Here is a 23,850-nt window from a genome sequence, read left to right as displayed (position 1 = left end):
GCAGTTGTCCATCTTTATTGGAGACAAAACACATAAAAAAACCACCTTAAGTCTCCAGGGGAGAGCAAAAGATGGGATGCATGAGAGGTGGCGGCAGATTAAATAAAGTTGTGCGGAAATAGCCGTCCAGGACGGTATTGTGAAATAACGCACATGACATTAAAAAAAACTGCAATTCACTTGTCAGAAAAAAAAACAAGCGTCATTCTCTCCTTCTTCCATCCAGACTATACTGTCGGTCCCGGAATTTCACCGGGTCCACCGCCTGCGTTAACAATAACAACAGCCGGGTAGCGGACTAAGTACTGCAGACTAAACTTGTAGTCTATAAGCAGTATCATCACCGCCGGTAGGGAATTACACCCTGCCCTGAAGGATCAAACCTATATTCAATTTAAGAACTAATAAAATTAAATTAACATTTACACTCTTAAAATGCAAGTGTAAATATTACACTTACTTAATTAAGGTAACTGGAATGCCGAAATTCCTCTCGTCAACAATTCTTACTTGGACCCGCTCGTTTGATTGGCATGCAACAAGTCACGAATTTCAGTAAGCAAGGCAACTTCAGGTGCAGGTGCAGCTTCGACTACTTTTACCACTTCTACTTCTTTACGCTTGAATTTGCCGGCCAACTTGATTACCAAGAATATGGAGAATGCGATGATGAAAAAATCTACCACCGTTTGTAAAAAACCACCATAACTCAAAACCACATCGCCCCGGGTGTAATTAATATCCTTCAAATTAATGCCGCCAAAAAGCAGACTGAATACTGGCATAATAATATCATTAACCAGAGAGGTGACTATCTTCCCGAAAGCAGCTCCGATAATAACTGCAATCGCCAGGTCCAGAACATTACCTTTCAGAGCAAAAGCCTTAAATTCTTTCCACATGTTAAATCTCCTCACCGATTATTTTTTTATATTATACCATTCAGGCACTCCTTAATATAGTTAGTAAATGGACAGGTCGTTTGCATCCGGTTATTTTAGCCCTAATAGAAATCATAAAAGGCACCCGGAGTTTCCTCCAGGTGCCACTATATGGAAATAATTTCTAACTATTGTAAGTATTATTCTGATCTTTTCCCTCTTTTAAAGACCCGATTCAGAACATAACCTGCAACGATCAAGCCCATACCCATCAGATACAACGGTAATGAACTTTCCTCTCCTGTTTTAGGGAGCTTCTGTACATCAGGATCTGTATCACTTGGATCCGTTACCGTTCCTTTCGGAACATCATCCTCGTCAATATCGATGCCACCGACAGGAACATTGTCATCAGGCACCTCCTGAACTACAGGCGATGATGTAGGTTGAGTCGTTTGAACAACACCCGGTCCGGCAGGCACCGCCGATTCGACGATTACAATTTCACCAGGAATGGTGGAAGTCGTCGGCGTTGGTGAAGCCGTTTCTGTCGTTGATGTCGGCGTTGGTGAAGCCGTTTCTGTCGTTGATGTCGGCGTTGGTGAAGCCGTTTCTGTCGTTGATGTCGGCGTTGGTGAAGCTGTTTCTGTCGTTGATGTCGGCGTTGGCGAAGCCGTTACTGTCGTTGGTGTCGGCGTCGGAACAACAACCGGCTTCTTATTCGTAACTGTCAACACAACATTTGCTCCCGGACTAAGAGTCACTGCCCGTTCCTGCGAATCAAGTATATAACCATCAGGAGCTGTCATTTCTTTTAGAATATAATTTCCTGACAGGATGCTGCTAAATACGGCAGTGCCATTCGGTTGCGTGGTCTGGGTATCAATAAGAATACGTTCTGCGTTCGAGATGCGGTAAAGATTAAATACCGCCCCGCTAAGAACCACAGTACTATTCTCAGAATCAACCTTCTTAACCGTTAATGTACTTCTTTCTCCACTACCGGTTCCAGAACCGCTGGAAACTCCGACAATCATTAGTTTTGTGATTTCTCTGCTGACCAATGTTACATTATCTCCTGTTAATTTGGCGGTATTAGTAACTCTTTCGCCATGGTTAGCAGCAATTAAGGATTGGTATAACAAGATATACGGAGTCTTGATATCCTTATTAAACTTTAGAACAAAAGTTTGTTTACCCGAAGCATCTGTAAAAAAGTCCAATGTATAATCTTTATCTGTTCCTCTAACCAGTTCGGTTGTGGACATAACAGGTATTCCATTAGAACCTACTGTAGTTGGATACAAATGGAAGGAATTCAGAATAAGCTTTTGATTAGAACTAGGTGTATCCGTAATTACTGCATTTTTGATATATGACTGTCCCCTGTTAATAGGTAGCGTCCATTTAATCTTGTCACCAGCCTGAATGCCGTTTTTGTCTACAATCTCACCGCCGTAAGGGATGTTTACAGTAGCTTTTAAATCCTTAGATTTTAAGTTTTGGCCATCATATAGGTTGGCTTTATTTTCTACCTTAGAACTTGTCAGCTTACCTTCAAGACTTGTTTTAAAGACAACATAGTATGCCGAATTAATGGAACCCAACTTCACATTTAACAGTGTATCATTGGCTACTGTCTCAACGGAGTAGTTGGTTAAATTAACTTCATCCCCTTGAGTTGGGGTGCCATTAACCGCAATATTCATTTTAAAGACCTTGATAGAATTCTCAAGCAGAGTCTGCGGAGCCTTCAACAGATCCGAAACTCTGGCATCATCAAGAGTTCTGCCATTATAGTTTACCCCGACCGTCCAAGTGATTTCCTTAGTCGCCGCATTGTACGATCCGAATTTAAAACCGTTATTCTTCACTTCATCTCTTGGATCAAATAGACCCATGGCCGATGCAGAATGCGTTACTAATGAGTCATCCACCCAGTTAATTAGTGCTGTGTTGTGGAATTGCTCTGTATTCGTGGTAATCCATTCATTATTGAATTCAACGGAATAACTAATCGTGTAACTACCTCTAATCATGGAATGAAAGCTTACTTTGAAACTGTAGTTTGGTTGAACCGGATTAATATAATCCAGGTCGTATTCTGAGGCGTTCACCAAATTACCCAATCCATCCCGTACTACAAGAGTACCTGGAATAAACTTAAGGCCTCCTTCAGGAAAAGTATCCGTTACTTCCACATTTCCCATAGGATAGTTATCGCCGTTAATCGTTATCTTCCAGTCTGCTGTTTTGGTATTGTAATTGACTCCGTTCAAATTCTTATAAATGACAGTCGGACGAATCACTTGGGTTGCATCATCACTATACGTACTGTTAGAGACTGTATTAGTGATCGTAGTATTGTTCAAGATTCGAACTGCTGATTTGGTTTGATATTCTACGTGATAAGCTGAAGAGATATCTGATTCAAAGATCAGCTTAAAGCCGGTTTTATCTACACCTTCTGCGATTCCCAATGAATAGTCTATATCTTCTGTCAGTACGGTTCCCTTTGTGGCATTTCCTGCAGAGTCAAAGGTTACCGGATAAACTTTAAGAGATCCTTCCACCAAGTCCTGAGTATTCGTGAACAGATCCGTTAAAATAGCATTCCCTTGTGCAATTTCCTTCTCACTATAGTTATAGTCGATTGCCCAGGAAATGATCTGTTTACCCCAGTCGTAACCTGTAACATATTTATTTAAATTCTCACCACGAGCCACCGTTACAGTTGCAGTAGAGTCAACAGGTGCAAGATCCTTCCCGCTAAAAGTAGCTTTATTGACAAAACTTTTTTTGGTTTCATCCGTTATAGAACTGGTGTACTCAATCCGATAAGCAGATGTAAGAGTTGAGTTAAAGGAAACCTTAAGAATTCCGTTCGTTACTTCAGCCGAATAATCGGTAGGTGGAACCAGATCTCCTTTTGTTCCAGTGCCGTTAAGAGCTAAATTTAACCGGTACACCGAAACGTCAGCTCCAACGTCTACCAAGGATAAACCCGCCGGGATAGGATCGGTTACCATAGCAGATTCAACCGTATCCAGTTTCTTGTTCACATCAACGGTCCAAGTGATTTTTTTAGCATTAAACCCCTGAGGAAGTCCCTTTTTATCAATCGTCGCACCTGACGGTTTGAAAATTAATGTAAAGGTCTGAACCCCATCAGTAATTGGGAATAGAATCTGCTGCTCAACGTTTTCCTTAATAACCTGCTCATCAAATTTAGTATTGATCCTGAGTGTGCCATGAACATTATCGTGATCTTGTATGTAGCTATTAAAAGTCATGATCACTTTGTGGGTACTCTGATTGATTATAAAGGTTCCTACAGTACCTTCATCGGATTCAAGTGACCCCTGAATATCATTAAAAAGTTTAAACTGGGCCGGGAGTTGAAAGGTAAAATAATCACCAGAATGGTAACCATGTCCGTTGGGCAATGCCCAAGTATAATCCAACGTTACACTGGAACCCTGCTCATATACGGGACCGGGATCGATCTGACCGTCAGGATCATAAACTGAGAGTGAAACACTTGTAACGATGTTAGACGAAATTTCATACACTGCTGAAGTGACACTGGTTGTCTCCCCGGTTCCTTCTGCCTTTACTTGAGCCGGAACACCCAGGCCATAAGTGTATTGTGCGATGAACATTACGATAATGACCAGTATGCTTAGTCTTCGCTTAACCATTGACTCAACCCCTTATTTATATTTTTAAATCTCTTGTCCCTGCCGCACCATCAGGAAAGTGGCCATCACAGCTTCGTTCATAAAATAAACAATAGGTTTGCTGGTTATGTAATCACAAAATTTGCTCAACCTGCACGACACATTAATCCCCTATATTACAGGAGGTTGATATGCTTTTAAGGGCAGTCGACTTAGGCAGCAAAGTTATGTAGTCACTTGCTATAATTTGTTCATTTTATGAACATTCGCAAAATGATATGACATTGATCAATTTATTTAAAACGTATATACTTATATCACCTTCAACTAGCCCTTTAGAATCATATTTTATTAAATAAATAATCGGGATAATATCCTTGATTTCTAGCGATATTCACCCATTGTCTTCGCGTGAATATATACATACTAGGAGGGCTGTCCCACTGTGGACTTTTCGACACTTTTCGACCGCCGTCATTCCGATGATTTTATAATGTTTTCAATGTCTCATTGGTTAGCACTCTTACTTCTAATTGCAATAGCCCTTTTTCTCTATTTCTCAAGATTTACGATCCGTTCAACACGGGGACTTCGAAACGGCCTTCGGGTGCTGTTGGTGATTATACTTATTTTTTGTGAGGCGGGACTCCAACTATGGTACTTGTCACAGGATGTCTGGAAACCCACAAATTCGCTACCCTTGGAGCTGTGCGGAATTACACTAATGCTCTCGGTAGTCATGTTAATAACACGAAGTCGTTGGCTCTACTCCTTCCTCTATTTCGCCGGAATCGGCGGGGCCTTCATTGCATTGGTTACGCCAAATCTGGTCTATCCTTTTCCGCATTTCCGTTTTCTGTTGTTCTTTATAGTCCATGGAGCCATCATACTAGCGTCTTTATATATGACGTGGGTGGAAGGCTTTAGACCTACCTGGAAATCACTCGGGTTCACAATGGTCTCTCTTAATGCTGTTGCTGCAGCTGTATGGGGATCCGATCAGGTTCTTGGAGCCAATTATATGTTCCTGTCACATAAACCCGACACTTACTCTTTTCTTGATTATTTCGGTCCTTACCCTTATTACCTACTGATTGAAGAACTATTTGCATTCGCCGTATTTCTAATGATGTACGTACTGTTCTTTTGGGTGCCGGATCGGTTCAGGACCAGGTATCAAAAAGCCCAGCATTTTCATTCTTAACACAAAAAAAGCCCGATCCGTTAAGGATCGAGCTTTTTTTATTTACAATTTGTGTTTGTTTCTTATGCTTCAAAAACTTCTACAGAAGTCATTTTGTCGCGGCCTTTGAAAGTATCAACTTGGTCCATACCGCTAACAACTTTACCGAATACTGTGTGTACTCCGTCCAGATGCGGTTGTGGAGCATAGGCAATATAGAACTGGCTTCCGCCTGTGTTCTTGCCTGCATGAGCCATTGCAATGGATCCACGCTCATGTTTGTTCGGGTTGATCTCGCAGTTAATCGTATAACCAGGTCCACCGGAACCTGTTCCAGTAGGACAACCGCCTTGTGCAACAAAGCCCGGAATTACGCGGTGGAATACCAAACCGTTGTAGAAACCGGAGTTTGCCAGCTTCTCAAAGTTGGCTACAGTGTTAGGAGCATCTTGTTCGAACAAATCCAGCAGCACTACGCCGCCGTTTTCCAATGTAATCTTCGCTTGCTTAGCCATATGTAAATGACCCCTTTCGAAATTAACAAATGTTAGACACTTTTATTAGTTTACTATGAAATTCGCTGCTAAGCAAAAAAAGGCAAGAAAAATGTTGTTCATAATTTCCGCAAACCCCAAATGAAAGAAAGACTGCCACCCCAAAGGTAAGCAGTCTTTCTGTGGTTCGATTGGACTATAGACTCTATTTCAACAGTGGATTACTTGAGGATTGCTTGCTTCGCGATACGCTCTGGAACAATATCATTAGCAACGATATCACTGTGGCTCTCCCGGCGTACTACAAGATCACTCCGGCCGTTCTGCACGAACACTACCGCCGGGCGGCGAATACGGTTATAATTGCTCGCCATAGAGTAGTTATAGGCTCCAGTACAAGCAACTGCAAGTAAATCACCGCTTTCTGCCTCAGGAAGATCCAGATCCCAAATGAGCATGTCACCACTCTCACAGCATTTGCCGGCAATGGATACCTTCTCAGTAGCTGCATCGTTGGCACGGTTAGCAAGTATCGCTTCGTATTTCGACTCATACAGTGCCGGACGAGGGTTATCCGTCATTCCCCCATCTACAGCGACGTATTTGCGTACGCCTGGAATGTTCTTATGGGTTCCTACGGTGTAAAGAGTAGTTCCTGCATCTCCCACGATACTGCGGCCTGGCTCCACCCAGATTTCCGGCAGAGAACTATTTATTCCGGCAAAATGAGTCTTAACAGCATCCGTGATCGCTGCCACATATTCGGACACTTGAAGAGGAGTATCTCCTTCAATATAACGGATTCCAAAGCCGCCCCCCAGATTGACTACACGAAGCTCTACATTTAATCCTTCTTTGACGCTTCGAGCAAAACCTGCTACGCGCTCAACCGCAAGTTGGAAGCCCTCTGTCTCAAAAATTTGCGATCCGATGTGGGAGTGGACTCCCAACAGTGTCAGGTTACTCTTCGCTTCAGCCTGTTTTACAGCTTCATAGGCCGAGCCGTTTCCGATATCGAAACCGAATTTTGAATCCGTCTGCCCTGTGGAAATATATTCATGTGTATGGGCCTCAACACCAGGCGTTACCCGCAGCAGAATGTTTACGGTTGTTCCCTTATCTGCCGCAATAGCTTGCAATAGGCTAAGTTCTACCAAATTGTCAACGACAAAGCAGCCGATCCCTGCATCAATTGCCATTTCGATCTCATCAGGTGTCTTGTTGTTCCCGTGAAAATGAATACGCTCAACGGGGAACCCTGCTTGCAGTGCCGTATATAATTCACCATCCGATACGACATCCAGGGACAGGCCCTCCTCATCCGCCAAACGGCACATCGCCATTACTGAAAACGCCTTACTCGCATAAGCCACCTGAAAGCCAAGTCCGGAGGCTGTAAAAGCATCTACATATTCCCGGCACCGGTGCCGGACCAGTTGCTCGTCCATAATATATAGCGGAGTTCCATAATCCGCCTTCAATTCCGTTACATCACATCCGCCGATTTCCAGATGTCCAGCATCATTAATCCGGCTCGTCCCGTGTAAAAACATTGTGCAGTCCTCCAATTTCTGTGGAATATCCATTCCATCTGTCTAATGTATTCAGTATAGCAGAGGGAAGGAACGCCATTGAATGGATTAATTTGCAGTTGATTTGTATTTTCCTACGATTGTCTCCGGTTTGATTCAGATTGCGGGACCCTCGTATTGTCAGTAGTTTTATTGAAAGACGGCCTTAATTTGGCACTTAATACAGGCTTACGCAGTAAGATGGCACCCATGCCCTTTGCATTAAAGGGTATAAACGGCCATAGATACGATGAATTATAGGAACGGTTCAGTGTTAGCAGGACAACCAACAGCGTTGAACCGATTACGAATCCTGGCACCTGAAAAGCGGAGACCGCGAGAAGCAGTACAAGCCTGACTATACGGTTTGCGAGTCCCAGTTCATAACTTGGTGTTGCGAACATCCCAATGGCGGCTACGGCCATATACAGTACCACTTCATTCACAAATAATCCGGTCTGGACAGCAATATCACCAATCAATATGGCGGCAATCAGACCCATGGCTGAGCCCAGTGGTGTAGGCGTGTGTACAGCTGCCATCCGTAACAAATCGACTCCGAATTCAACGAAAAGAAATTGTGCGAGCAATGGAATTCTGGCCATCTTTTGCGGACCTATAAACTCAAGTGCAGCCGGTTTGAGCTCAGGATGAAGCACAAGCAGCATCCACAACGGCAGCAGGAACATCGATGAGAAAACACCAATAAAACGGACCCACCGTAAATAGGAACCTATAAAAGGGGTCTGACGGTTTTCCTCAGCATGCTGGCAGAGATCAAAAAATGTTGTCGGAAGTACTATAACACTCGGAGAGGTATCCACAAAAAGAACGATACGCCCCTCAAGCAAATGGGAAGCCACTACATCCGGCCGCTCGGAATAACGAACCAGAGGATAGGGATTCCAACCGCCTCCCATGATCGCCTCCTCCAATTGTTTATCAGCCAGAGGAATGCCATCGATATCAACCGTTTTTATTTTATCAATCACGGCCTTTACCTGTACAATATCTGCTATATCATCAATGTAGGCTACGCAGACATCGGTTCGCGTCCGACGTCCAACGGAATGGAGCTCATACTTCAGCCCCGGATCACGTATCCGTCTTCTAACCAATGAGACGTTACTTAGCAATGTCTCCGTAAAACCATCACGGGCGCCGCGGACAACCCGTTCAATTGTGGGTTCAGATGGGCTCCGCATAGGATATGATCGGACATCCATCAGGATGACTTGAGACTCTCCTTCTACGAAGATCGCGCTCATACCCTTAAGAATCTTATTCACACTCTCACTTAAAAGCTTACCCTTTTCAACCTGTAAGTGAGGGATATATTCGCCTATAAAACTTGCTAGTACGTCAGTGGTAACATCAAGGGGAGTTAGGTAAGTCAGTCGTTTCAGAATCTGGTCCAAAATCGCATCATTTGTAAATCCGGTTATACAGACCAGTGCTGCCTCCTGGCCTCCAAATGACATTTCTCTGAATGCAATATCAAAGGATGCCCCAAGACCCATTACTTCGGTTAATATCTTTTTAGTTCCATCTAGAGTAGTTGGAATTTCGTCATTTCCCTGCCAATACATAATTGATTCCTTGAGTGAATCAGATTGCTCATTATTGTATTTCATTTGCAAAGGTTCTACAGCCTTTTTGGATTCTTTGGTTTTCTTCAGCTTTTTAGATGATAGGTGCTGGGGTTCCCGTTTCTGTTCTGGTTCATCAAGCTCTTCATCATCAGGGTCTTCATCAGAGTCTTCATCCCAGTCTGAATTTAAACCAAACAGTCTCGCGAAGAACCCTTTTTGAGGAGTCTCCTGCTCATCATGGCCCAATTCGTCTGAAGCCTCTGCATCCTGATTGTTGTTTTTTTTCTCTTCCTCGGGTTCCGGGCTTTCTGCTTGATCTTCGTCATCCGGGTCCCCTGAATTTTCTGAAGGCAGTTCTTCATTCTTTTCAGATAATGGAACTGCTAGTGGAACTGCTAGTGGGACTGCTAGTGGGACTGCTAATGCGACTGCTATTGGTTCCGGTTCCGGTTCTCGCTCTTGTTTCGGTTCTGGTTCTTGTTTAGATTCACCGATTTCATCCGAAGCTTCAGTATCCTGATTTCCTTGATCCCTCACCTCTTGTTTAGGACTCTTATCCTCTTGACTTGGTCTCCTATCCTGCTCTATATGGTTTTCATTCTTCTGGTTTACCGTGCTGCCCCGAAATGTTATTACCTCCACATCAATCAGTTGGGTATCTTCAGCTCCACTATTATGATTCTGCTTCTCCTCTTCGTTCATGGAATCGCCGCTGTGAAAATATTTAGTCACACTATTACCCCCCGTTTAATGTCGGTACACAACCCAATCGAACAAAGAACCGGCGACCTTACCACATACCATTGCCATTAGCATTCCAAAAAGATAACGGGTCATATTCAAGCGCTTGGCCAATATCGGCAGTACATTCAAAACCTCAGTTAAAGCTGCAGCCAGCAGACCTACAAAAATTCCATCAAATAACCCTACTCCGAGTTCAACGATAGGCCCTGCTGATATTCTCCAGTTCCAAAAATCGCTCAGAGTCCCTATAAGCGAACCTCCTACCATGGCCCCTTCGTACCAGTGTACTTTGTTGTAGGAGGAGGTTAGCTGGGCCAGTCGTGGAATCATATCCAGCACAATAAATAGAGCGATAACTCCGCTCCCAACGGCGACCCCTCCTGCAATGCCGAGCAACAAAGTTAATCCCAGAGAGATCGGTGCGGTCATCCTGAACCTCCCGGATTCTCAGATTCGCGATCCTCCAGCGGCTTCAGTTTGCTGTATTCCTGGTGGATCACATACTGATCAATATTCTTCTGATACAGGAACATCTCAACTTCCAGGGGTGTGGGCTCTTCATTCCACTTTTTCTTGAACAAATGATTGAAAAAAATAACCATCCCAAATCCGATTCCTAATGAATACGCAACTTGAAATGCATAGGGATGCTCATCTCGATGACCGGTTAACATCTCAACAATTCGAATCTGAACCTCCTGCATGTTGACATCCGCATGGAAATTCATAATCGTCAATGCCGAACCGAAGAACAGAAGCAGCCAAACCAGTATAAATAGTGTCACTGAAGGTTTTTTCTTTCCTGCCGTGTCTGTAATCTGTACAATTGTCCTGCCTTCACCAAACGGCTCAATCGTGGCGTCCGGTACAAGCTCATGAATGCGCGGAATGACTCGCAGCATATCAATCAGAATAAGATTGCCGTCGTTCTGCTCAGGCTGAATCAACAAAATGGAATACAGCAGCTCCTTACACTCCGGCTCTGTAATTAGAATAGCCACATCACGGAGCATAACGCCTTTACCTTTGGGTATGATCACTCTGTTTTTGAGTTGTATATATATGGTGGGAGCAGAATGGCGTTTCATCCGCAGTCCTCCTAAAGGTTGGGTAAGAAGTTCTCAGCTGCAAGATTAACGATAGTATGGGAGGAAAGGCTTATTATTACTCTTGTGAAGTCGAAATCATTGTTCCAAGGCGGTTGGACACACATTACATGTCCAAAAATGCTAAATTATTGATTTTTAAAAGGTATCTACTGCAGTTATTGCAGTCCATTCCGCATGTTGGGATATCTATTGAAAAGCGCCCGTTGCCTCGGAGATTTCCTCCGGGGAACAGGCGCTTTTTGCCGAACGAGCCCTGGGGTATGTCCCCTCAGGCTGATCGAATTCTATGATAAATCAGGTGCTTTTACGGTCTTGGACTGCTGGCTTGAAATGAAGAACAGCGCTGTCCAGATCAACGAAAAGCCGATGATTTGCGGGATTGTTACATGCTGTTTGAAGACCATCCAATTTATCATTATACCAGACATAGGAAAGCTTAACTCTGCCAGAGTAGCGAAGGAAGCCTTAGTTGTGCTAAGCCCCTTGTAATACAGCAGCATACTGAGTAACCCGGGCAGTAAAGCCTGCAACAACAAATTGATTGCAATCGCTGTGGAAGCACCTAATCCGCCATGGATTTGCCAAGGCGCACCTTCCATAGTTGTAATAATGAATAGTAACGGTAACGCCATTATGAAGCGAAGGGATGTAACGGTCTCGTATTTCATAGAACCGAGCAAATATCGGCCCATGACGGTTGACCCCCCCCACAGCGCTGCGGCTCCCAGTGCCATCAGACTGCCTACACCTATAAAACTGTTAACTTCTCCAAAAGGAATACTCCAGCCAAAGGTTAAAAGATAAGTACCGGCTAGTGCCAGTATAATCAACGGTCCAAAATTTTGGGGCAGGCGTTCTTTAAGCAATACAGCAGCTAGCCCGATGGCGAAGATCGGTTGAAGCTTTTGCAGCAAAAGCACCGCGTTCAAATCCCCGCTCGATAGAGCCATGGTAAACAGAATGGTTGCCACAGCAGAACCTCCCCACGACACGATCAGGAGTGCGCCGATCTGGCGAAAACCAATCCCTTTCAGCTCAATACGTTGTTTCCAGAGAACAGGTACAGCTGCCAGAAATAGTACGACATGCTCCAGTAACACGATTTGGGAAGAAGTTAGTGATTGTAGAAGAATGATGCGGAAGAGCGGATCCACACCCCATAGTGCTGCACCCAAGGCAACGAGCCAAAAACCGTTGCGGGTAGGAAACATTCGAGCGTGAGATGATGATGCCGATACATTACTCATAATTCCATTTCTCCTTGTCGATACATACTCTCGATTAGAGACCAAAAAGCCCCCGTGTTATCCTTACAGGCAACACTCAGGGGACATTATCAATAAAGACCCACAGAAAACTCTGCGCCTTTATCTTATGATCCTCTTCCATCCGGACTTTACCGTCGGCTCTGGAATGGCACGAGATCAGTTCCTTCTCAACGAACTGAGAAGAGAGTCGCGGGCTTAGTTCGTATATGAGCCTCACCGCCGGTTAGGAATTTCACCTTACCCCGAGAATCTTGTATTTTGTAATTATTTTCACAATCTCAGGATAAACCACAACTTTCCTTTCGTCCAGTAGAAAAAGGGATTTTCATCTGTACACTTTCTTTTATCCCGGCCCGATATTAATCATATATCTGATCGTGCCAATAAACAGAAATGGTAGGGATAACACATGAAAAAGCATGGTTTTTGGGCAGTGTTGCTGCTGTTCTTGTTAGTATTATTTGTTCCGGGGATAGGTCATGCCGACTCTACAGGGACTCATATCAGTCTGGATGGTAAAGAACTTGTGATTTCTAATGACGCTCAGGTTCAGATTGTGAACGGCACTGTGATGGTTCCCCTACGCCTGGTTGCCGAACAACTGGGATATGCTGTCAAGTGGGACAATGTAACGAAGACGGCAACCATCGAGCAGGCGGGTACAATACTGAAGCTGGTTCTAGACAACCCAAATGCCGAGGCTTCCGGAAGACAAGTGAAGCTGGATACCCCACCTTTTTTGAGTGGAAATATCACGCTCGTACCCCTGAGATTCGTCGGGGAAGAGACAGGAACTAAGGTCGGTTGGGACAACCCCACAAAAACTGTATATTTAACATCTCCGCTAAAAGCTCCAGAGAGCAGCGGGACCCAAGTTACACCTTTGGACACAACGATGGTAAATGAAGCAAACGGTTCAGGGGCTGCCCTTACCAGTCTCAGCTTTATGGAGAACAAACTCTTAATTAACATGACCGGGACTGTAACCCCAAGTGTTTTTGCCATAAATAATAAAGATCGAATTGTCATAGATTTACCGGACACGAGCTACTCCCCTAGCTTTATTCAAGGTCTGTCACTTGGGAACAAACAAAATGGAACTATTGAAGTCACTGATAATCCCGATGTTTCCGCAATTCGGTACTCTTTATTCAGCAATTCTCCTTCTACGATCCGGTTGGTGATTGATCTCAACAGCCCCAAAGCCTACAGTGTCATCAATGCTAATGACGGACATATTATTGTAGACCTTAACGGGGCGGACATCGTTCCAACCCCTCAAGCAAGTATTCCTGCTGTTCCACCAGTGACTCCGCCTCCTGTAATTGCAGCCGGCACGAAACTGGTAGTCATTGACGCAGGACACGGAGGGAAAGATCCGGGAGGAATCAGTGTTAGCAAGTACAATGAGAAGGACTTCACGCTATCAACTGTTCTAAGAATAAAGAAACTGCTGGAGAAGGAACCCAACCTTAAGCTTGTCCTTACCCGGAGCGATGACAGCTACCCTACTCTTCAGGAAAGAGCCAAGATTGCCAATGATATGAAGGCAGATTTATTCGTATCCATACATGCCAACAGTATCCCTGCTGGCAGCAAGAATAATCCTAGCGGCTATGAAACGTATTACACCCGTAAAGAGAGCTTGGAATTTGCCAAGGTTGTCCATAAGTATCTTGTTCCTGCTACCGGACTTTCAGACCGTAGTATTCGCCAAAGCAGCTTATATGTAACCAGAGAAACAAAGATGCCGGCGATCCTGCTCGAATGCGGCTATCTTAGCAACATGAATGATGAGGCCCTACTGTTCAATGAAGACTTTCAGCAAAGGGTTGCCGAGGCGGTTGTTTCCGGCATTAAGGAGTATTTGGGGCTTTAGTTCTTAACCTGCTGAAGCAGGCCTCTACCGATCGGAAACAAAAACTAGCCAGTCTCCATAATCCGGAGACTGGCTAGTTTTTTTAAACGTTGAAGTACGCTTGAATCATTAAATTCTAACAAAGGTTATAAAATCCGTATTTACAGGCTCATGCCCCTTCATCCGGAGATATGAGGAGATCTGACCGCGGTGGTAGCTTCCGTGCAGCGACACATGGCTCAATATATCCAGTATGGAGGTGTGGAACTCGGTGCCTTTGCTGTTTCGGTAAGCAATTACTGTGTGCAGATCTGTATCTCCTAGCGGCTTCAAGAAGCTTTGGTATCCTGTATAATTCTCTTGAACGAGAAGCTCACAGTCCTTCAGACGGGTTATTGGCCAGATGCTTAAGTTTGAACTGTCCCTTTGGTTAAGACGCTCCAGCCAGACCTTTTCCGCTGAAAGCAAATGTCCAAACAGAGAAATCAGCTTCTCCGAAATAGGTTCCGCATTCTGTAAAGCCTTTAATATCTCCTCATTGGCCCAGTGGGCATGGGCGAATAGACGGATCAAATGATCATGTTGAGCCTGGCCTGAAGTTGTCATAAGCTGCCTCCCCTATTGTGAATTAACCGTTTACGCTTCTCACGTTCAGGATCATGTACAATACGTGTATGTTCATCAAAAATAAGGGTAGCCCGATCCCCCGGACGATATTGAGGCCAAGGGACCTCTGGAGTTTCAGGGTTCTTACGATGTGCAAAAGCAATCCATGCCCCCTGCATGATATCCGCCAATCGTTTCATGGAGGTCGTAACCTCCAATCCAAGATGCCGCAAAAGAAATAAATTATTAAAGGCAAAAACGATTTCTGCACCGTGCACTGCTTTATAAAGCAGTGGGTGACCCGGTACTGACCAATCGAATCTGTACATCCATACAGGAGCATGCGCACGCTGTGCCTCAGCAAATGAAACGGAGCTGCGCCAAAAGTATAGATCCGTCAAAATGTCAGCCTGACCCTCCCAAGAAGCAGGGTAATATCCGGCAATCTCTGAAAGATTACCTACACCCATCAACATTTCAAGCGCTCTCAGGGATTGTTCAAAGTCCGCAGAGTCAGAGCCTTCACGGAAAAAGAGGTTCCCCTCGTCACGATTTGTTCCAATAAGCAGTGGAATTCCTTTTGCCGAGCCGTTAGTCACCGCCTTTGCAGGGTCCTCCGGCAAGGTGTTTTTTTCAATAACCGGTTGAAAGAACATGCTGAGCGAGTCTCCAGAGAGCTTCATCGTCATCCGCTCGGCAGCCTCCATAATTTTCTCTGCAGACAGGGTAGTTAACAGACTGAAATCCCCTTTAGGGGAAATTCCTAACTCTGTTAGTAATGCAGCGGTAATTTCTTCTGCATGGTTCGGCTGCAGGGTCTGGGAAGTCCCGCTTTGCATGATCGCACCTGAGAACAAGCTTTTTGCAGCAGGCATGGCCAGCAATGCAGCAATACTCATACTGCCTGCCGACTCTCCGAAGACCGTCACGCGCTCTGGGTCCCCCCCAAAGGCAGCAATATTGTGCTGAACCCACTCCAGAGCGGCAATCTGGTCCAATAACCCTTGATTAGAGGCAAACCCGTCTCCCCAAGGGCTCAAATGAAGAAACCCAAAGGGACCAAGCCGATAGTTGATAGAGACCACAATCACGTTCCCCCGGCTGGCTAGAGGGGTTCCCTCGAACATGGGTTGACTTCCCGAGCCCGTTACAAAAGTACCGCCATGAATCCAGACCATTACCGGCAGTGCTTCTTCACTAGCAACGGGTGACCAAACATTCAGGTATAGGCAGTCTTCTGAATGAACAGGCTGCGTTCCCCCGAATCTCGTACCCCTGTTATCTGCCGGCTGATGACTGACTGGGCCAAACTCAACAGCATCTCTAACTAAGCTCCAAGGCTTTGGTGGCTGCGGTGCATGGAAGCGAAGCGCTCCGATCGGTGGAGTTGCGTAGGGAATCCCGCGCCAGATGTTAATTCCATTCGCTTGTGTTCCTTTGATCTTGCCGTATTGTGTATTTACTATGAGTCCTTCCATGACAGTCATCCTTTCGTATTATTCCTTCTTCTCGTCCATTCGAGGATACAAACCGGAACGGAGACGGAACCACTGGTAGACATGTGTGACTATCACTTTTAATACCGCGTAGCCGGGTACCGCGAGGATAATGCCAAAGATCCCGAACATTTTACCCGCGAATATAATAACAAAGATAATGGTAATCGGATGTATCTTCAGTGTCTTGCCCATGATTTGCGGAGAGATAAACTTCCCTTCAATTAACTGAACCGCCGTCCAGACGATGATCATTTTGAGCAGCATGAACGGCGAGGTTACCATGGCTACAATTAAAGCGGGTGTAATGGCAATTGCAGGGCCGAGATAGGGTACAACCGCGGTACAGGCAGCAGCGATAGCGAGCACCAGCGAATACTCCAGTCCGATAATTAAATATCCTACATACAGCAAAGCCCCGATACAGCAGCTCACTATAATTTGCCCACGTATATAAGACGCCACTTGGCTGTTCATTTCTGACATCACCAATTTGGTCTGCGGCTTCAACCTCGTAGGGATGAATTTCAGTATAAAATCCGGCAATCTTTTCCCATCCCGAAGCAGGTAAAATAAGATAAATGGAGTTGTAATTACCGCCAAAACGATCTCCGTAAGCGTTCCTACAAAGTTGCCGACACCGTTCAGCGCATTATTCAGGAACGTCGTAACCCAGGTGGTAACCCGGCTCGTGATATCAGTAACGTCAGTACCGACATTTTGCTGAATTTTATCGAACAGTTCGCTTCCTGTAAGGCTGATAAACTCCTCTTGGATTTGGTTACTGTACCTTGGGAAGTTATCAATTAAACCGAGGAGCTGGCTGCGAATCATAGGAATAACTGTTAACAGAATCAATGTAATAATACCAGCTATAAGGAGATATAGAATAATAATTCCATATATGCGCTTCACTTTGCTCCTTCTTTCCAACCGGTCCACCAGTGGATTGAGCAAGTAATAGGCGATCCCTGATAGGAGCATAGGTGCAGCAACCGTATGCAGTAATACAGATATAGGTCTAAAGATGAAGGGTACTTTTGAAAACACCAGAACGTTAATTCCTAGTAACAGTAATATAAGTAAAAACACAACGAATCTATTGTTCAAAAAAAACTTTTTGAACTTATCCGGCCAAACCTGCAGCCTATCCATTTCTCTAGCCCCCTTAAATCAAGCACTTAGTTGTATAAGTAAGCGTTGCTATTACATTTTTCAATAGCATAGTCAACATAAGGACCGCAAGTCAAATTTTCAGGGGCATTGCTACTTCTCTCCATAAGCCTAATCAAACTTAATTTCCGTCATCATGCCCTTTTCAACAAAGCCTATCGATTGATAAACTTTATTGGAATCAGGATTTTTGGCATCTGCATAAAGCATCGGAGTGATGTTCTCTTGAAGCAGCATTTCACAGATTTCAGCCACAGTTGCACTGGCATAACCTTGCTTACGATGGGCCCGCGGTGTATAAACTTCGTTAATACGACCACACCTAACACTCAGGTGGGCTATTTTTGCCATAGAGACCGGGGTATCATTCACAATCCACAAATATAAATGACCGGATCGGGCGGCTTCTTTTGCCATGGAGAGGAAATTTTGCGGAGTAGCCGGCATTCCAAATGCATCCTCAGAGAATCCAGCCATAAATTCCGCAATCACAGCGGAGTGCTCCTCATGAGCTTGCAGCAGATATCCATTGACTTTCTCGGGCTTGATTACCACCGGACAGTGATAGGAAACCAGCATCATATGCGTATGGAATGACTTTTCTTTACCCTTGCAAAAAGATTCTGCGAACAACCGCGCCGTATTGGGTTCCGCAGTTATTCCCGGAAAGGCAGTGTCTCTTACATGCTGCACAAGGTTTTCGATCCTAAGTTGCCTTTGTTCTGGTTCTAAGTCTCTGGAAACCCATAGCCAAGGATTATAACCTTTGGATTGTGTGAAGATCAACTGATCATCGCCGGATTTAATCTTGAGAGAGTCTTCAAACGTACTAATCATGTGGATAAGATTATGTTCAATTTCATCTTGTACAAAAGCCTCGCTAACCAGAACCCTGTCATCAGAAGTATATCTCTCAAACATAATAATCCCCCTAAAAATTCCTTTCCTTCAATCATAATCCTCTTCTCCCTAAAAATAAACAGCCCAATGCCGAAAGATCTTCGGTGCTTAGGCTGTAGGCTAGTAGTCCATATTATGAAGGAATTTCATTCCTTATTTGCTGGCTAATTCTGAATCCAACGATAGAATAAGGTTCTTCCCGTTCCGTGTACAAATTTTGATCTCATGATCACTGACTTCGACGTTTAATAGCTCATTCGGTTGATCCAACAAGTTTGCACTTGCGGCTTGACCTGGTTCACCATAGATAGCAGCAACAAGCCAATGCGTTCCGGGTGAAAGTGAGGCTAGAAGCGTTGGAATTACTGTGCGCGGCTGCAGAACGTTGGTGTTCGTATGCGGGCGGATTAGCTGCGCTTCACCATAACCTGCCAGATTGAGAATTCCGCTTCCTCCGAGACTGCAAACAGCGGTAATCCCAGGGCCGTTTTCCGGTTGAATCTCTTTAAGATCTGGTTCAATACTTAAGGCAAAACCTCCCTCAGCTGATTCCAGAGGTCTTTCCGTTTGCACTCGGTGAATGCGGATATGCCAAGGAAGACCCGCCACGACCCAGGTTTGTACTTCTACATCCGACCAAGGCTTCCATTTTGAAAAGAGGACATTGTCTTCGATCTGCGATACCTCATTCTGTCTTCTCACCCGGAATAGATTATCACCAGCTTCGCTCAGGGCCAGCATGGAGTCGAATGCTCCCTGGGACAGCCCCCATTCTGAACGTGGTACGCTGAACCCAAAAGCGGTCGAATACGCAAACTTTTCATATTTGGCCGAGGTGTGTGTATGTTCGTTTGTCGTGAGATGGCCGCTGTTAAAGGCTGTTACATGTCCGGTTTCATTTTGCCGGCAAATGACCAGGTGTGCGGGCTTTTGTACCGATAATTCTGCCAGTTCAGGAAGCGGCAGCTCTTTCGAGCGCCAGAAGAGATGATCATCCGGCAGTGCCAACGGAAGAAAAGTCTTCATCGCCCAATAAGGAGAACCCGGTGAATTATAATTCTCGGCCATTACTAGATTAGGATAGGTATACCCTATGGTTAGAATTCCTTCTGCATCAAATATCCCCTGCCGAAACCACCATCTTAAATTACGAAGAATAAGTCCCTTTAATACTCCGGGGGATAAGACATCTACTTCGGCGTAGGCAATCGCCCCCCAGAAGGCAGACTGCGCGAACCGGTAGGCTAGGCTTCTTCCATAGGGAAGTGCGGAACCGTCCGGCGCAAACCACTGAAGGAACTCTACTGCGAATATACCCGCCCGTTCCTTGAACAACTGAGCCCGCTCGGGGTCCTCGTCTCCCATAAGTCTGGCATAGAGCAGGCCATAATAATGGAGAGCAAACGGAACATAATAATCGACATGCCCGCCGACACCGTCACTGTACCAACCCTCAGATAAATAAAAATCATCCATCCGCCGCAGATTACGCTCCAGCTGTTCAGCATCATAGTTAAGACCAGCTTTGCGGAACCCCATATTGACTAATATATTAAAAAAGAGCCAATTGCAGTCATAACATGGATGCGAATTGATTTGATTCAGCCATCGGTAGAGATTAGAACGCTCCGTTTCGTTCAGCGGACCCCAAATCCGTTCTGGAATCAAAGACAAGCCGTAACCAAACGCCGCCATTTCAACAAGACGCTGATCATAATCCGCAACCTCTCCCCAATACTCTACATGCTCAGGATTGGTTCCGTTACGTATGCCTTCCAAACACCACTCCCAGTGCTCATCCTCTCCCCCTCCCGCCAATAAAGGTACGATTCCCCATAGAACCCGTGAGAAGCCTTCCATCTCTGCAATGGCGGGACCATAATGAACACCTGTTCTTCCCAGCCTCAAACGAGCACGACCCTCGCTATAATAGGACCTCAGAGGATATACAAGCTGCCGGCAAGCCTCCTGCATATCTGCCTTCGTAACTAGCGGATTCGTTGCGATTGTTCCCCTTTGGTTACTCATCCTCACCACTCCACTCCAAATCGTTATACGGAGCTTAGCTCCGCTTCCGTTAGTTGCATTCTGCGCAACTATTTGAGGCTCAACAAGCAGAAATGCATGTCTAGTGCATGTTCTGCAACTAAACTTCCAGAATTAAGCTTTACACGCCAAATATCCAGAATATAACTGCAGAAAATGCAGTTATATTCTTTTACCCGAAGTAAAAAGCGAATATAGATGTACTTTGTGCAATTAAACCGGCCTAGTCCCAGTAAACCAGACTTACTCCCAGTAAATTGGGCTTATTCTCTTTAAATCAGACCTACTCCCAATAAAACGGGCCTTTATCCTTTAGACGGGCCAGGCCTTCGACATAGAAAAAATCACCGTAGATTAAAGGTACGTCAATATTCTGTCCGGCCGGATAGTTGCTTGTACCATGGAGAATTAGCCCTTCCTCAGCATCATTTCCCCAAGTCCCGTAATTGCAATATAAGGATTCCAGAATTTTGGTTGCAGGCACACGGTATACAGGAGCCTCTAACTCTCCGACTTTATCGGCTAAGAGGAGTAAACCGCTTGCGGCACAGGCACCCGCCGAAGAGTCTCGGAAATCCCTCTCTTCAAGCGGTGCCCTAAAATCCCAATGAGGCACATGATCCTCTGGCAAACGAGCTAAGAAGAAATGCGCGACTTTCTGAGCCGCATAAAGATACTCTGACTTCCCGGTGTGGTGGTAGGCTAAGGTCAGCCCGTAAATGGCCCAAGTGGTGCCCCGGGACCAAGCGGAGTCTGCGGCATACCCTTGACCGCCAATTCCTTCAATGAACTCTCCGGACTCCGAATCAAAGCGAACAATATGATACACTGAGCCGTCTGGACGAATAAAGTGCTTCACCACAGTATCCATATGTGCTTCAGCGATATGACGGTAACGTGGATCTCCACTGACTTCCGAAGCCCAGAATAGGAGAGGCATGTTCATAGCACAGTCGATAATGGCATACCCCCGGTTATCTTCACCTTCGAACCATGGATTCCACGCTCGAATAAAGCTCCCCTTCAAATTGAATCGGGCCGCCAGAAAATTCGCAGCTTTCAATGCTCTTACCTTCGAAATCTCATTCCCAAGTAATTTATAGGATGCTACGCTGGTCAAGGTCCACATAAAACCAAGATCATGGTCCAGACGGACATATTCGTTAAGCACATCATCCAACCGTTCCTCACACTGCTCTGCGAGAGTTCTTAACGTGTCATTCCGACTATCATTGAACAAAAGCCACAGTTGTCCCGGCCAAAAACCGGCGATCCACCAGTAAGGCTCCTCCAAGACATATCTTCCGCCTTGACTGGCATGCGGAAACCCTGCACCAATCCTTACGCTGTTGTGCAATGTTTTTTCCAAAGCCTGCTTCCAAGCTTCTTCTACCCATTCCGGCTTTGTTACCGTTGTCATATCATCCAACCGCCATTCTCTATTAAAGTTTATTTATGAATCGAAATTCAAATGTATAATGTTCATTCTTGGCGGGCTTTAAAGAGTGAAAATCAATGCCCAACCAGGTCTTATCCGCCCCAAAGTGATCCCGGTAAAAATGTTCGGTAATGACCGGCATCAGCAAGCTGGCATCATAGCGTATTCGAAGTCCCCGATTATCCTTACCTTTTAGGATCACAGAACCCTTATCCAGCAGGGGCTGGCAAAGGGTTACGAACCGTTCAATTAGAGCGGCTGGGGCTTCAGCAAAGTGAAAATCGTCACTCATCGTAAGCGTAGGGAATTCTCCCTTTTGCCATACAAGAGATCGCGTCAGACTTTGGAGATTGGCCTGCAAATAAGCCCCCGATAGTTCCAATACCAATACATCCTCCATCAGACCTGTCTCAGCTTTCAAGACGACTGCTTTGGCGTCTGCATCTGCAACCTGATATTGACCGTCTATAATCGGTACTGAATGACCCTGCGAACCGTTGCAATCATAAGAGTACCTTGCCGCACCGAAGTAACCAGATGTGTATTCCCCGCTCCCAAGATCAGAGATATAAACCGTTCCACCCCTAAGCAGGATAAATTGTCCAAGATCATTATGATTATGCGGTTCCTCGTTATTTCCGCCTTTGGCTGCGAAGCCAAAGACCCCGTCCTTAAAGACCCCGTCCTTACTGGAATGCCGAGATAGAAGCCACTTTGCATCCGGCAAATAATAGCTGGCGGCACCCCATTCTACGGGGTCCTTGGAGGTATCTTTCCACAGGAGATTGCGGAAGGCTGGGGCCCACCGACTGCAGTGGTCCTCAGTGTATCCTGCTCTCAATGATAATGGAGGCGCTTCCACCTCTGTGAACATCCCTGATAGATAATGGCTGAGGCCAAGCTGTATGCGGCCTTCGGACTGCGAATCAGAGAAGTTGGCAATAAGATCCCCGCTAAGAAAGCACTTTTGCTGAAATTCAGCTATGCTGTGTACCTTTTCACGTTCAAGCCAATCCAGTACACCCATACTCTGTTTACGTAGTAGATCCGCATAATATACAAAATAACCAAAGCCGTAATTCCAGTAGCCCAATCATTCTAAGCAAGCCCCGTCATCACCAAAGCCCTCAAGATAACAATTCATACTGACTTGAACTCTCTTGAGAATATCTGTAAGTACTTCTGGATCTTCAAGCATCAGCAGTGCTGCCGAACCAATTGAGCCCGCACATACGGCTGCCCAATTATGTGTGGCGGTCTCCCACGGATGGGGTCCATAAGTCAAATAAGGGATAAAAAGTCTCTTGTACACCTCTTCCTTGATACGGGATTGTAGTAAGGGGGCCAAACGGTCTCCCAAAAGAACACTGATCTCACTAAGCGCAAATCCCGTCTCCGCTGAGAACAAATCAATCGTTTCCTCTATATTCGTAGCACCCAAATGAGCGGGAAGGCACCAGGTATACTCGTTGCAGATGGACCAAAGAATATCCCCAAGCAAGGCAATGTGTCCTTCACACTCAGGTTCGATCAATGAAAGGAAAACAAATGTATTCAGCATTCTTCTTCGCTCAAAATAGACACTTTCGTATTCGAGCCTAGAGCCCGTATGGCTGTAAATAGAGAACAGTGAATACGTTAATTCCGGAATAGGAACACCTGATAATCGTTCACCTTCCGCCTTAATTTCAGAAAGCTCTGCTTCAAAGAAAGTGGATTCCTTAACGAAGTTCCAGAAGCTATCCTGATCTCCGCTCGGATAATATAGAGTAACATCTGCCTTTCCCATACTAGAGACTATAGTTAACATC

General features: G+C 45.2%; 18 protein-coding genes and 2 riboswitches. Of the genes, 2 read left to right on the top strand and 16 right to left on the bottom strand.

The features are described 5' to 3' along the window. Nucleotides 1-206: 206 nt before the first annotated feature. A riboswitch (FMN riboswitch) is annotated at nt 207-381 on the bottom strand. Nucleotides 382-506: 125 nt separating this feature from the next. Both mscL and J2T20_RS13920 read right to left on the bottom strand, forming a co-directional pair. Further along, nucleotides 507-902: a large conductance mechanosensitive channel protein MscL gene (gene mscL / locus J2T20_RS13925; RefSeq protein WP_307589262.1), complete on the bottom strand. Its 396-nt coding sequence runs from the start codon at nt 900-902 to the stop codon at nt 507-509. Nucleotides 903-1,081: 179 nt separating this feature from the next. Continuing rightward, nucleotides 1,082-4,582: an LPXTG cell wall anchor domain-containing protein gene (locus J2T20_RS13920; RefSeq protein ID WP_307589261.1), complete on the bottom strand. Its 3,501-nt coding sequence runs from the start codon at nt 4,580-4,582 to the stop codon at nt 1,082-1,084. Nucleotides 4,583-5,006: 424 nt separating this feature from the next. Here J2T20_RS13920 and J2T20_RS13915 point away from each other — a divergent pair, with 424 nt between their 5' ends. Next, nucleotides 5,007-5,765: a YwaF family protein gene (locus J2T20_RS13915; RefSeq protein WP_307589259.1), complete on the top strand. Its 759-nt coding sequence runs from the start codon at nt 5,007-5,009 to the stop codon at nt 5,763-5,765. A 62-nt stretch (nt 5,766-5,827) separates the two neighbouring features. On the opposite strand, the gene J2T20_RS13910 is transcribed toward J2T20_RS13915, so the two are convergent. The 6 genes from J2T20_RS13910 to J2T20_RS13885 form a co-directional block, all read right to left on the bottom strand. Beyond that, entirely contained in the window at nt 5,828-6,259 is a 432-nt protein-coding gene (locus J2T20_RS13910; protein ID WP_307589258.1) for a peptidylprolyl isomerase, read from the bottom strand. 200 nt (nt 6,260-6,459) lie between these two features. Beyond that, complete coding sequence (gene lysA / locus J2T20_RS13905; RefSeq protein ID WP_307589257.1) at nt 6,460-7,791, bottom strand: diaminopimelate decarboxylase; 1,332 nt, start codon at nt 7,789-7,791, stop codon at nt 6,460-6,462. A gap of 113 nt (nt 7,792-7,904) precedes the next feature. Next, complete coding sequence (locus J2T20_RS13900) at nt 7,905-9,599, bottom strand: spore germination protein (RefSeq protein ID WP_373457801.1); 1,695 nt, start codon at nt 9,597-9,599, stop codon at nt 7,905-7,907. 549 nt (nt 9,600-10,148) lie between these two features. Then, nucleotides 10,149-10,574, bottom strand: coding sequence for a stage V sporulation protein AB (locus J2T20_RS13895; protein WP_307589256.1), 426 nt, complete (start codon nt 10,572-10,574; stop codon nt 10,149-10,151). Continuing rightward, nucleotides 10,571-11,233, bottom strand: coding sequence for a stage V sporulation protein AA (locus J2T20_RS13890; protein WP_307589254.1), 663 nt, complete (start codon nt 11,231-11,233; stop codon nt 10,571-10,573). Before J2T20_RS13890 ends, J2T20_RS13895 begins: the two co-directional genes overlap by 4 nt. A 305-nt stretch (nt 11,234-11,538) precedes the next feature. After that, a complete protein-coding gene (locus J2T20_RS13885) occupies nt 11,539-12,501 on the bottom strand; it encodes a DMT family transporter (protein ID WP_307589253.1) in 963 nt (320 codons plus the stop codon). A gap of 126 nt (nt 12,502-12,627) precedes the next feature. Then, nucleotides 12,628-12,776: riboswitch (FMN riboswitch) on the bottom strand. Between the two features lie 155 nt (nt 12,777-12,931). Between J2T20_RS13885 and J2T20_RS13880 the strand changes: the two genes are divergently transcribed. Beyond that, nucleotides 12,932-14,401, top strand: coding sequence for an N-acetylmuramoyl-L-alanine amidase family protein (locus tag J2T20_RS13880; protein ID WP_307589252.1), 1,470 nt, complete (start codon nt 12,932-12,934; stop codon nt 14,399-14,401). Between the two features lie 108 nt (nt 14,402-14,509). Here the strand turns inward: J2T20_RS13880 and J2T20_RS13875 are convergent, their stop codons facing one another. From J2T20_RS13875 to J2T20_RS13840, 8 genes are all read right to left on the bottom strand, one after another. Beyond that, nucleotides 14,510-14,986 carry a DinB family protein gene (locus J2T20_RS13875; protein WP_307589251.1) on the bottom strand — a complete coding sequence of 159 codons (477 nt, stop codon included), beginning with the start codon at nt 14,984-14,986 and terminating at the stop codon, nt 14,510-14,512. After that, nucleotides 14,983-16,464: a carboxylesterase/lipase family protein gene (locus J2T20_RS13870; protein ID WP_307589249.1), complete on the bottom strand. Its 1,482-nt coding sequence runs from the start codon at nt 16,462-16,464 to the stop codon at nt 14,983-14,985. Before J2T20_RS13870 ends, J2T20_RS13875 begins: the two co-directional genes overlap by 4 nt. An 18-nt stretch (nt 16,465-16,482) precedes the next feature. Beyond that, the gene (locus tag J2T20_RS13865; RefSeq protein WP_307589247.1) at nt 16,483-17,637 is read right to left on the bottom strand and encodes an AI-2E family transporter; all 1,155 of its coding nucleotides are present in this window, start codon (nt 17,635-17,637) and stop codon (nt 16,483-16,485) included. 129 nt (nt 17,638-17,766) lie between these two features. Further along, complete coding sequence (locus J2T20_RS13860; RefSeq protein WP_307589245.1) at nt 17,767-18,576, bottom strand: GNAT family N-acetyltransferase; 810 nt, start codon at nt 18,574-18,576, stop codon at nt 17,767-17,769. A gap of 132 nt (nt 18,577-18,708) precedes the next feature. Next, nucleotides 18,709-20,583: a DUF2264 domain-containing protein gene (locus tag J2T20_RS13855; RefSeq protein ID WP_307589242.1), complete on the bottom strand. Its 1,875-nt coding sequence runs from the start codon at nt 20,581-20,583 to the stop codon at nt 18,709-18,711. 301 nt (nt 20,584-20,884) lie between these two features. Beyond that, nucleotides 20,885-22,021 (bottom strand): glycoside hydrolase family 88 protein, encoded by a 1,137-nt coding sequence (locus tag J2T20_RS13850; RefSeq protein WP_307589241.1) that lies wholly within the window; start codon nt 22,019-22,021, stop codon nt 20,885-20,887. A 22-nt stretch (nt 22,022-22,043) separates the two neighbouring features. Further along, entirely contained in the window at nt 22,044-23,132 is a 1,089-nt protein-coding gene (locus tag J2T20_RS13845; RefSeq protein WP_307589239.1) for a heparinase II/III family protein, read from the bottom strand. Continuing rightward, on the bottom strand, nt 23,133-23,849 hold the full coding sequence (locus J2T20_RS13840) for a hypothetical protein (RefSeq protein WP_307589237.1): 717 nt from the start codon (nt 23,847-23,849) through the stop codon (nt 23,133-23,135). It abuts the gene before it with no gap. Between the last annotated feature and the right edge of the window lies 1 nt (nt 23,850).

The sequence above is a fragment of the Paenibacillus wynnii genome (assembly GCF_030812855.1).
In the GTDB taxonomy this organism is placed as follows: Bacteria; Bacillota; Bacilli; order Paenibacillales; family Paenibacillaceae; genus Paenibacillus_AQ; species Paenibacillus_AQ wynnii_A.
The sequence above is the reverse complement of the archived record's forward strand: the minus strand, read 5'-3'. Positions and strand labels throughout refer to the sequence as shown.

Bases quoted from the DNA above. Each gene is read 5' to 3' on its own strand.
- J2T20_RS13870 (WP_307589249.1), bottom strand. From the start codon at position 16,464: ATGGAAGGACTCATAGTAAATACACAATACGGCAAGATCAAAGGAACA.
- J2T20_RS13875 (WP_307589251.1), bottom strand. From the start codon at position 14,986: ATGACAACTTCAGGCCAGGCTCAACATGATCATTTGATCCGTCTATTC.
- J2T20_RS13840 (WP_307589237.1), bottom strand. From the start codon at position 23,849: ATGTTAACTATAGTCTCTAGTATGGGAAAGGCAGATGTTACTCTATAT.
- J2T20_RS13890 (WP_307589254.1), bottom strand. From the start codon at position 11,233: ATGAAACGCCATTCTGCTCCCACCATATATATACAACTCAAAAACAGA.
- J2T20_RS13855 (WP_307589242.1), bottom strand. From the start codon at position 20,583: ATGAGTAACCAAAGGGGAACAATCGCAACGAATCCGCTAGTTACGAAG.
- J2T20_RS13910 (WP_307589258.1), bottom strand. From the start codon at position 6,259: ATGGCTAAGCAAGCGAAGATTACATTGGAAAACGGCGGCGTAGTGCTG.
- J2T20_RS13895 (WP_307589256.1), bottom strand. From the start codon at position 10,574: ATGACCGCACCGATCTCTCTGGGATTAACTTTGTTGCTCGGCATTGCA.
- J2T20_RS13885 (WP_307589253.1), bottom strand. From the start codon at position 12,501: ATGAGTAATGTATCGGCATCATCATCTCACGCTCGAATGTTTCCTACC.
- J2T20_RS13850 (WP_307589241.1), bottom strand. From the start codon at position 22,021: ATGACAACGGTAACAAAGCCGGAATGGGTAGAAGAAGCTTGGAAGCAG.
- lysA (WP_307589257.1), bottom strand. From the start codon at position 7,791: ATGTTTTTACACGGGACGAGCCGGATTAATGATGCTGGACATCTGGAA.
- mscL (WP_307589262.1), bottom strand. From the start codon at position 902: ATGTGGAAAGAATTTAAGGCTTTTGCTCTGAAAGGTAATGTTCTGGAC.
- J2T20_RS13880 (WP_307589252.1), top strand. From the start codon at position 12,932: ATGAAAAAGCATGGTTTTTGGGCAGTGTTGCTGCTGTTCTTGTTAGTA.
- J2T20_RS13865 (WP_307589247.1), bottom strand. From the start codon at position 17,637: ATGGATAGGCTGCAGGTTTGGCCGGATAAGTTCAAAAAGTTTTTTTTG.
- J2T20_RS13920 (WP_307589261.1), bottom strand. From the start codon at position 4,582: ATGGTTAAGCGAAGACTAAGCATACTGGTCATTATCGTAATGTTCATC.
- J2T20_RS13860 (WP_307589245.1), bottom strand. From the start codon at position 18,576: ATGTTTGAGAGATATACTTCTGATGACAGGGTTCTGGTTAGCGAGGCT.